The organism is Methylibium sp. (assembly GCF_013817365.1).
In the GTDB taxonomy this organism is placed as follows: Bacteria; Pseudomonadota; Gammaproteobacteria; order Burkholderiales; family Burkholderiaceae_C; genus Methylibium.
In genome coordinates this window covers 1-7,704 of sequence record NZ_JACDCU010000170.1, presented here as the reverse complement: position 1 = coordinate 7,704, position 7,704 = coordinate 1, and the positions used below count along the sequence as shown (strand labels likewise).

The following is a 7,704-nucleotide window of genomic DNA, read 5'->3' as shown; positions in this document are numbered from 1 at the left end:
GCGCTGGGCACTTCGACCAGCGTCTTGCCCTGCAGCAGGAACAGGTGGCCGACCTTGAACGGCTTGCGCGCATCGCCCACGTAGAGCAGGCTGTCTCGCGTGACCGTGCCCTGGTGGATGCGAAAGATGCCGAGCTTGCCGACGTAGGGGTCGACGGTGAGCTTGAACACGTGGGCCAGCACATGCAGCGCCGGGTCGGGCTGCGCGAGGATCGGCTGCGCTTCGACACCCTCGCCGTGCAGGAACTTCGGCGGGTTGCCTTCGCCGGGGTTCGGCATCAGGTCGACGAAGACGTCCAGCAGTTCGGCCAACCCCGCGCCGTTGCGCGCCGAGACGAAGCAGATCGGTATCAGGTGCCCTTCGCGCAGCGCCTGCTCGAGCGGCGCATGCAACTCGCGCGGGTCGATGTCGCCGGCCTCCAGGTAGCGCTCGACGAAGCCGGCATCGACCTCGACCACCTGCTCGACGAGCGCCCGGTGCGCGGCCTCCACCGAAGAAAAATCGGCCTCATGGCCAGGCTTGGCCGCCGCGCTGAAAAAGCAGTCCACAACCTCGCGGCCGCCAGCGGCCGGCAGGTTCAGCGGCAGGCATTCGCTGCCGAAGGCCTCGCGCAGTTGCTCGACCAACGCGGCCAGGTCGACGCCCTGCGCGTCGATCTTGTTCACGATGACGACGCGGCACAGGCCCCGGCGCGCCGCTGCGTCCATCATTCGCCGCGCGGTCGGCTCGACGCCGGTGGCCGCGTCGATGACCACCGCCGCGGTCTCGACCGCCTCCAGCGCCGTCAGCGCCGGGCCGATGAAATCGGGATAACCCGGGGTGTCGATGAGGTGCACACGGGTGTCGCGGTGCATCAGGTGCACCAGCGTCGTGTTGAGCGAATGCTGGAACTGGCGCTCCAGGGGGTCGTGATCGCTGACCGTGCTGCCGCGCTCCACGCTGCCGGGCGCGCCGATCACGCCGGCGCGGTGCAGCAGGGCCTCGACGAGTGTTGTCTTGCCGACGGCGCTGGCGCCCAGCAGGGCCAGCGTGCGGATTGCGGTGACATCCACCGCGTGGGGGGCCAGGGGCATCGCGCTCTCCTTCGGCGCCGTGCGCCGTGCTGGGTTCGGGGCAGGGCTCGGCGCAAGCCTAAGAGATCACCTCTCCCGACACAAGCGGCAGGGCGATCGGGCGCCCGGCGCGCGGGCGTGCCGGCTTGACCTACAAAGCGAACCAGTCCGACCTAGAGCGGGCGCCTCGCGCGCGGGCGTGCGGGCTACTGGAAGGCCACTTCCGAGAAGCTCCTCAGCTTGCGGCTGTGCAACTGGTCGATGCCGTTGCGGCGCAGCAGCTCCACCGCCCGCAGCCCGATGCGCAGGTGCTGGTTGACCCGCTCGCGGTAGAAGTGGTTGGCCATGCCGGGCAGTTTGATCTCGCCGTGCAGCGGCTTGTCGCTCACGCACAGCAGGGTGCCGTAGGGCACGCGGAAACGAAAACCGTTGGCGGCGATGGTGGCGCTTTCCATGTCGAGCGCGATGGCGCGGCTCTGGCTGAAGCGGCGCTCCGGCGTGCGCTGCGGCAGCAGCTCCCAGTTGCGGTTGTCGGTGGAGGCGACGGTGCCGGTGCGCATCACGCGCTTGAGTTCGCTGCGCTCGAGCTGCGTCACGTCGGCCACGGCTTCCTCGAGCGCGAGCTGCACCTCGGCCAGCGGCGGGATCGGCACCCACAGCGGCAGGTCTTCGTCGAGCACGTGGTCCTCGCGCACATAGCCGTGAGCGAGCACGTAGTCGCCGAGTTGCTGCGTGGTGCGCAGGCCTGCGCAGTGGCCGAGCATGATCCAGGCGTGCGGGCGCAGCACGGCGATGTGGTCGGTGATGGTCTTGGCGTTGCTCGGGCCCACGCCAATATTGACCATCGTGATGCCGGCACGGTCGTGCCGCACCAGGTGGTAGGCCGGCATCTGCGGCAGCCGCGGCGGCGCGGCGCCGAGAAAGTCACCCGGCTCCAGCGTGCACCCGGTGCGCCGCGTCACCACGTTGCCAGGCTCGACGAAGGCCACGTAGCTGTCCTCTGCGCCGCGGGTGCCGCCTTCGAACAGCGGCGCGGCGCCGCGGTCGGCCTTCATGAGTTCGTGGCCGAGCTTGATGAACTCGTCGATGTAGAACTGGTAGTTGGTGAAGAGCACGAAGTTCTGGAAGTGCTCGGGCGTGGTGCCGGTGTAGTGGCGCAGCCGGTGCAGCGAGTAGTCGATGCGCTGCCCCGTGAACAGCGCCAGCGGCTGCGTCACCCGGCCGCCTTCGCCGGGCAGCGGCTCGTAGGTGCCGTTGGCGATGCCGTCGTCCATGGCGCCCAGGTCGGGCAGGTCGAACAGGTCGCGCAGCAGCAGGCGCCGGGCGGGGCTGAGCGAGCCTTCGATGTGGTGGTGCTCGGCGAACGAGAAGTGCACGGGAATCGGCTGGGCGCTGCAACCGACTTCCAAAGCCACGCTGTGGTTGCGCAGCAGCAGCTCGAACTGGTTGAGCAGGTAGTCGCCGAACAGGTCGGGCCGTGTCAGCGAGGTTTCGTAGCGGCCGGGGCCGGCCACGAAACCGTAGGCCAACGGCGTTTCGGCGCGCGCCACGGTGTCGGTGCGCAGGGCCACGTAGGGGTAGAAGGCGCGCACCCGCTGCGTCAGTTCTTCGCCGGCGATGAAGCGCTGCAGCTGCTCGCTCAGCAGGCCGATGCCGGCGTCGTAGCGTGAGCGCACATCGGCCAGTGCGGCGGCGGCGTCGCGGTGGTGCCGGGGCGGGGCGGCGATGGTGTCCGCAAGGGAGGAGGGCGGCGTCGGCATGGCTGCATTCTGCGACCTCTTCCGGTGGCTGCACCAGGCAGTGGCCGGGGCGCCCCGGCACGCGCGGACGGTGTCGCTGCCGCGGCCTCGGTGCTGGGCGGTTGCCGTCTTGTCGCAGCCCGCTGTGCGACTTCGTGGCGAGACGCCGGTCGCCCGCAGGCCGCTGGGGGCCTGGCCGGCTGAGTCTGAACTGCTCGAGCGGGTAACGTTGCGCCATGGCCACCGTCCCTCGCCATGTCTTGCCGGTCATCGTGGCGGCTCAGTTCTGTGGCACGTCGCTCTGGTTCGCGGTCAACGCGGTCATGCCCGACCTGCAGCGCTCGTTGGGGCTCGACGCCGCCGCAGTCGGCGCGCTCACCTCGGCGGTGCAGCTCGGCTTCATCGCCGGCACGCTGGTGTTCGCCTTGCTGGCGGTGGCCGATCGCCATTCGCCGCGCCTCGTTTTCTTGCTGTGTGCGGCGGCGGGGGCGCTGTGCAACGCCGCAGTCGCACTGTGGCCGACGGCCTCGCTCGACTTCGCCACCTTGTGGACGCTGCGCGCGCTGACCGGCTTCTTCCTCGCCGGCATTTACCCGGTGGGCATGAAGATCGCTGCGACTTGGTACCCGCAGGGGCTCGGGCGTGCGCTCGGCTGGCTGATCGGTGCCTTGGTGCTCGGCACGGCTTTGCCGCACGCGCTGCGGGCGATCGGTGCGGTCGGTGAAGGGAGCGCTGCCTGGCAGCCGGTGATGCTGGCGGTGTCGGGTCTGGCGCTGGCCGGCGGCGTGGGCTTGTGGGCCAGCGTGCCCGATGGCGCCCACCTGCCGCGCGCCAGCACGCTGCAGTGGCGCGCGCTCGGCGCGATCGCCACAGAGCCCCGGCTGCGCGCTTCGGTGCTCGGCTACTTCGGCCACATGTGGGAGCTGTACACGCTGTGGGTGCTGGTGCCCGCCATCCTGGCGACTCGCCTGGCCGGCGCGGCGGTGTCCTGGGCGGCGTTCGCGGTGATCGGCGCCGGCGCTCTCGGTTGCGTGTTGGGCGGTCAGTTGGCGCTGCGCCTGGGCAGCGCCCGCGTGGCCGGCGCGCAGCTTGCGACCAGCGGGCTGTGCTGCCTGTGCGCGCCACTCGCCCTGCAGGCCGGCGATGCGGTGTTCGCGGCGTGGCTGCTGGTCTGGGGCATCAGCGTGGCCGGCGATTCGCCGCAGTTCTCGGCGCTGACCGCCGGCAACGCGCCGCGCGCGGCGGTCGGCAGCGTGCTCACGCTCGTCAACAGCATCGGCTTCGCGATCTCGATCGCGAGTATTTCTCTCTTCGTCGCCCTGGCGCAGCGCCATGCGCTGGCTTGGCTGCTGCCAGCGCTCGGCCTGGGGCCGGCGCTCGGCTTGTGGGCGATGTGGCCCTTGTTGCGTGAGCGGGGCGCGCCTCGGAAGGCGTGAAGACTCCGGAGGTCGCGACCGCGTGCGCCTCGCGTCGCCTCGCCCGCCCGGCCCGTCACGTGGTCCCAGGCCTCAGCGGCCCACGCCGGCGGCTTCGAGCCGCAGATAGGTTTGCTGCAGGTTGCGCGGGTGCGCCTGGGCATAGAAGTCCCAGTCGGCATAGGCCGGCAGGTCGGCGCGCTCCGACGCTTCGAGGAGGCTGGCGCCGTTGTCGAGCAGATCGGTGGCATGGTGCTCGAGCGCATCGAAGTAGCCGCGCTGCGCGGCGATGGCTTTCAGGCCCGCCACTGAGCCGTAGCCCGGCACGAGCTTCGTGATCGGCAGTCCCTCGAAGGCCGTGAGCGCCTGGCGCCAGCCGGCAAGATTGGCATCGCGCAACTCGGGAACGCGGCGCACGGAAACCAGCGCGCCGCTGAAGGCCACGCCGGTGGCCACATCGATCACGGCCAGGTCGCCCGGTGTCGCGCCCCAGCCGCCATGCCAGAACAGGAGCTTGCGACCGCCGACTTCGCGTGTCTGGGTCGCCGTGATCGTTTGCGCCGGTGCCAGCACGCGTGTGCCCTGCATGACCTCCTCGCCCAGAATGCCCTGGAGGTTCTTCAAGCAGGTTTCGCAGCGGGCCTTGACGAGCCGCGCCGAGGCCTCGTGCGCCAGCACCGGAATGCCGCGTTCGGCGAATGCGGCACTGCCCATCACAAACTCCTGCAGCGGCTGGGTCATGATGGCCAGCAACACCGGCTTGCCGCCGATGCGCTCGGCCGCGGCGATCAGGCGCTTGCCGTGCGCATACGAACTGCCGGTGTTGACGACGGTCGTGCCGCTGTCGCCGACGATGAAGCCGCTGTTGCCGATGACGCCGGCGTTCTCCGGCGCGGCTTCGTCGGTGCCCCCGATCCACGCATAGACACCGGGCGCAACGACAATCGGATCGTCGTGCGGCGCAGCCTGCGACACGACCATCTGCAACGCCGCGGCCCACCCGAGGACAAGGCGCTTGGCAAGGCCGGACAAGACCGATCGCTCGATGTTCATGACAGGACGGAACAAAAAATGAAACGCAGTTTCTTTGTCGGCTGCCTCGGTGCAGCCTTGCTCGTGAGCAGCTTCGCGGTTCGGGCCCAGGCGGCCCCGCCTACGAACCTGCCCAGTATCGCGGTGCTCAACTTCGAACTTGTTGACGACAACCACAATCCCGCGACGAAGGAAGCCACCCAGGCCCGCCTGGTGCGGGCCACCGCGCAGCTTCAGGAGGAGTTGAACAGTCGCGGCCTGTACCGCGTGGTCGATGCCGGGCCGTCGCAAGACCTGCAGGCCAAGCTGCGCAGCCAACAGGCCTTTCTCTACCAATGCACTGATTGCGTCCAACAGGTCGGCAAGCTTCTCGGCGCCGACCTGGTGATGACGACCTGGGTGCAGAAGGTCAGCGAACTGATCCTCAATCTCAACGTCGAGATTCACGACATCGAGGCGAAGAAGGTGGTGCTCACCAAGTCGGTCGACATGCGCAGCAACGTCGACGAGTCGTGGAATCGGGCCGTGAGCTATCTGGTGCGCGACATGGTGCAACGTCGGGCGAAGGATCCGCAGTACGGCCTGTGAGTCCGTGGCGCCCGGCGTGCAGGCGGGGCTTTGCCGAACGAAGGGCCGTGCGCGAAGCCGAGGTGCGATCCGGCGCTTTCACTCCCATTCCAGCTCGGCGTAGGCGGCGGTCACGTTGCGCTTGTGGAACACGTCCAACAGCGCCCATTGCGACCGGTTCGGTCCGATGCGTTCGACCGCCTCGCGAAGCGTCAGACCGCTCTTGATCGCCGCCCGCGTGTCGGCCTGCAGGCGCTCCAGATAGCGTTGCTGGGGATCGAGTGCGGCCGGCCAGTCGCTGCCTGGCGCGCCATGCCCCGGGACCACCGTGGCGACGCGCCACCCTCGCAGTTCCTCCAGTGCCGCCAGCCAGCCCTTGAGTTGGCCGTCGAGCACGGGCGTGTGGTCGGTGAACAGCAGGTCGCCGAGCCAAAGCGTGGCCGTGCGTTCGTCGAACACGCTCAGGTCCGCATCGGTGTGGGCGGTGGGCCAAGCGCGCAGTGTGAGACGCCGGTTGCCCAGATCGAGCTCGAGCGTCGACTCGACGAGCAGCGTGGGCGGCACGATGCGCGCTTGGGCATCAGCGGGGCCGAAGTCGCGCTTCAAGGCATTCAGGTAGAACGGCCCGCGCGCCGCAAGTGCCGCGGGCAACCGCCGGTGACCGACGAACTGCGGGCCCTCGGCCTGAGCGTTCGCATCGACGAAGGCCTCGTTGCCCAGCACATGGTCGGGATGCGCATGGGTGTTGATGATGTAGCAGACGGGCAGGGCGGTGGTGCGCCGCAGCGCCGCGGCGAGCGCCTCACCGCCCGCGCGCGTGCCGCCGGTGTCGATCACCGCCACACAGCGCTCGCCGACGATGAAGCCGGTGTTGGCCACCTGGCCGCGGTTGGCCGGTCCCCAGTCCTCGAGCACTCCGGGGCGCAAGTACACGCCGGGCGCGATCTGCTGCAGCTCGCCGGGTGGATTTCCGGCCTCCCGCGCGGAACTGCTGCAACCGCTAAGCAGCGCTAGCGCCAGAGCCGCCATAGGCATCAGCGCGTCGATGCGGCATCGCCGCCTGGCGATCCAGGAGTGAGCGCTCATCGATCCCTCGCAGTTGGCCATGCGCGTCGCGTGCGGGCGCCGGACGTTCGTTGCTACTTCGCCTCGACGTTGATGAAGCAGCCCTTCTTGGCGGCTGCCTGCACTTCCTTGAAGCGCTTGATCTCGTCGGTGAGCATCTCGACATCGCGGATGTAATTGCCGCGTTCGCCGCCGATGCTGAAGGCATTGGTGGCCGTGGACATCGTCTCGAACTCGTTGAACGGCACCTCGGCGGCAATCTTGTCGAGCACGCACGAACATTTGCTGATCATTTCGAAGCGCGTGCCGGGATGCTGGGCCGCGCAGGCCTCGACGAAAAACACCCGGTCGGAGGTTGGGTAGTTGTGCGGCCCGGCCTGGGCCTGGGCCTGCGCCTGTGCCGCCATCGGTGCGCCGAGGGTCAGTGCGGCAAGGGCGGCCGGCAGCAGGGTTCGGGCGGAACGAATGAGAGTGATGTTCATTGGGGCTTGACCGGTTGGTTGGGGGTTTTCGGCGAGTCGGCGCCGGGCGCCGCCGGGCCTGCGAGCGTCATCACCTCTTCGAGCAGAGGCGCCTCGCTCGGCAGGGCGGCCGCCATCGAGGTGCGCATCTGGTAGACGCCGCCGGGCACGCCCTTCGAGAGCACGAAGGTGTAGCGCTTTTGCGCATAGCGCTCGTAGCGGCTGCGCGCCGGGTCGGTGACGTAAGGCGTCACCGTGATCTCCTGCGCCGGCAGGTCGCGCCCTTCGAAGGCGACCGTCGTGTCGCGCACCTGCGCCTCGTTGACCAGGCTCTTGCGAATGCGGTTGCGGAAGTAGTTGCCCGTCTTCCTTT

Annotated in this window: 7 protein-coding genes and 1 pseudogene; 2 read left to right on the top strand and 6 right to left on the bottom strand. The window is 69.2% G+C overall.

Annotation, left to right across the window (positions count from 1 at the left end; translation table 11 throughout):
* On the bottom strand, positions 1–1,073 hold a 1,073-nt coding region (locus H0W38_RS11565), incomplete at its 3' end, for a GTP-binding protein (protein WP_292454074.1).
* Positions 1,074–1,258: 185 nt separating this feature from the next.
* Positions 1,259–2,812: an AMP nucleosidase gene (locus H0W38_RS11560; protein WP_292454070.1), complete on the bottom strand. Its 1,554-nt coding sequence runs from the start codon at positions 2,810–2,812 to the stop codon at positions 1,259–1,261.
* 215 nt (positions 2,813–3,027) lie between these two features.
* On the opposite strand from H0W38_RS11560, the gene H0W38_RS11555 reads away from it, so the two are divergent.
* A complete protein-coding gene (locus tag H0W38_RS11555) occupies positions 3,028–4,227 on the top strand; it encodes an MFS transporter (protein WP_292454067.1) in 1,200 nt (399 codons plus the stop codon).
* A 72-nt stretch (positions 4,228–4,299) separates the two neighbouring features.
* On the opposite strand, the gene H0W38_RS11550 is transcribed toward H0W38_RS11555, so the two are convergent.
* Positions 4,300–5,187, bottom strand: coding sequence for an MBL fold metallo-hydrolase (locus tag H0W38_RS11550; RefSeq protein WP_292454064.1), 888 nt, complete (start codon positions 5,185–5,187; stop codon positions 4,300–4,302).
* On the opposite strand from H0W38_RS11550, the gene H0W38_RS11545 reads away from it, so the two are divergent.
* Positions 5,161–5,826, top strand: a complete 666-nt coding sequence (locus tag H0W38_RS11545) for a DUF3280 domain-containing protein (RefSeq protein ID WP_292454062.1) — start codon at positions 5,161–5,163, stop codon at positions 5,824–5,826. The two genes, H0W38_RS11550 and H0W38_RS11545, sit on opposite strands and share 27 nt — an antisense overlap.
* 78 nt (positions 5,827–5,904) lie before the next feature.
* On the opposite strand, the gene H0W38_RS11540 is transcribed toward H0W38_RS11545, so the two are convergent.
* The 3 genes and pseudogenes from H0W38_RS11540 to H0W38_RS11530 all read right to left on the bottom strand — a co-directional run.
* Positions 5,905–6,891, bottom strand: a complete 987-nt coding sequence (locus H0W38_RS11540) for a quinoprotein relay system zinc metallohydrolase 2 (protein WP_292454060.1) — start codon at positions 6,889–6,891, stop codon at positions 5,905–5,907.
* A gap of 53 nt (positions 6,892–6,944) precedes the next feature.
* Complete coding sequence (locus tag H0W38_RS11535) at positions 6,945–7,352, bottom strand: hypothetical protein (RefSeq protein WP_292454057.1); 408 nt, start codon at positions 7,350–7,352, stop codon at positions 6,945–6,947.
* Positions 7,349–7,704: pseudogene (locus H0W38_RS11530) on the bottom strand (hypothetical protein); the annotation flags it as partial. The gene H0W38_RS11535 and the pseudogene H0W38_RS11530, both read right to left, overlap by 4 nt.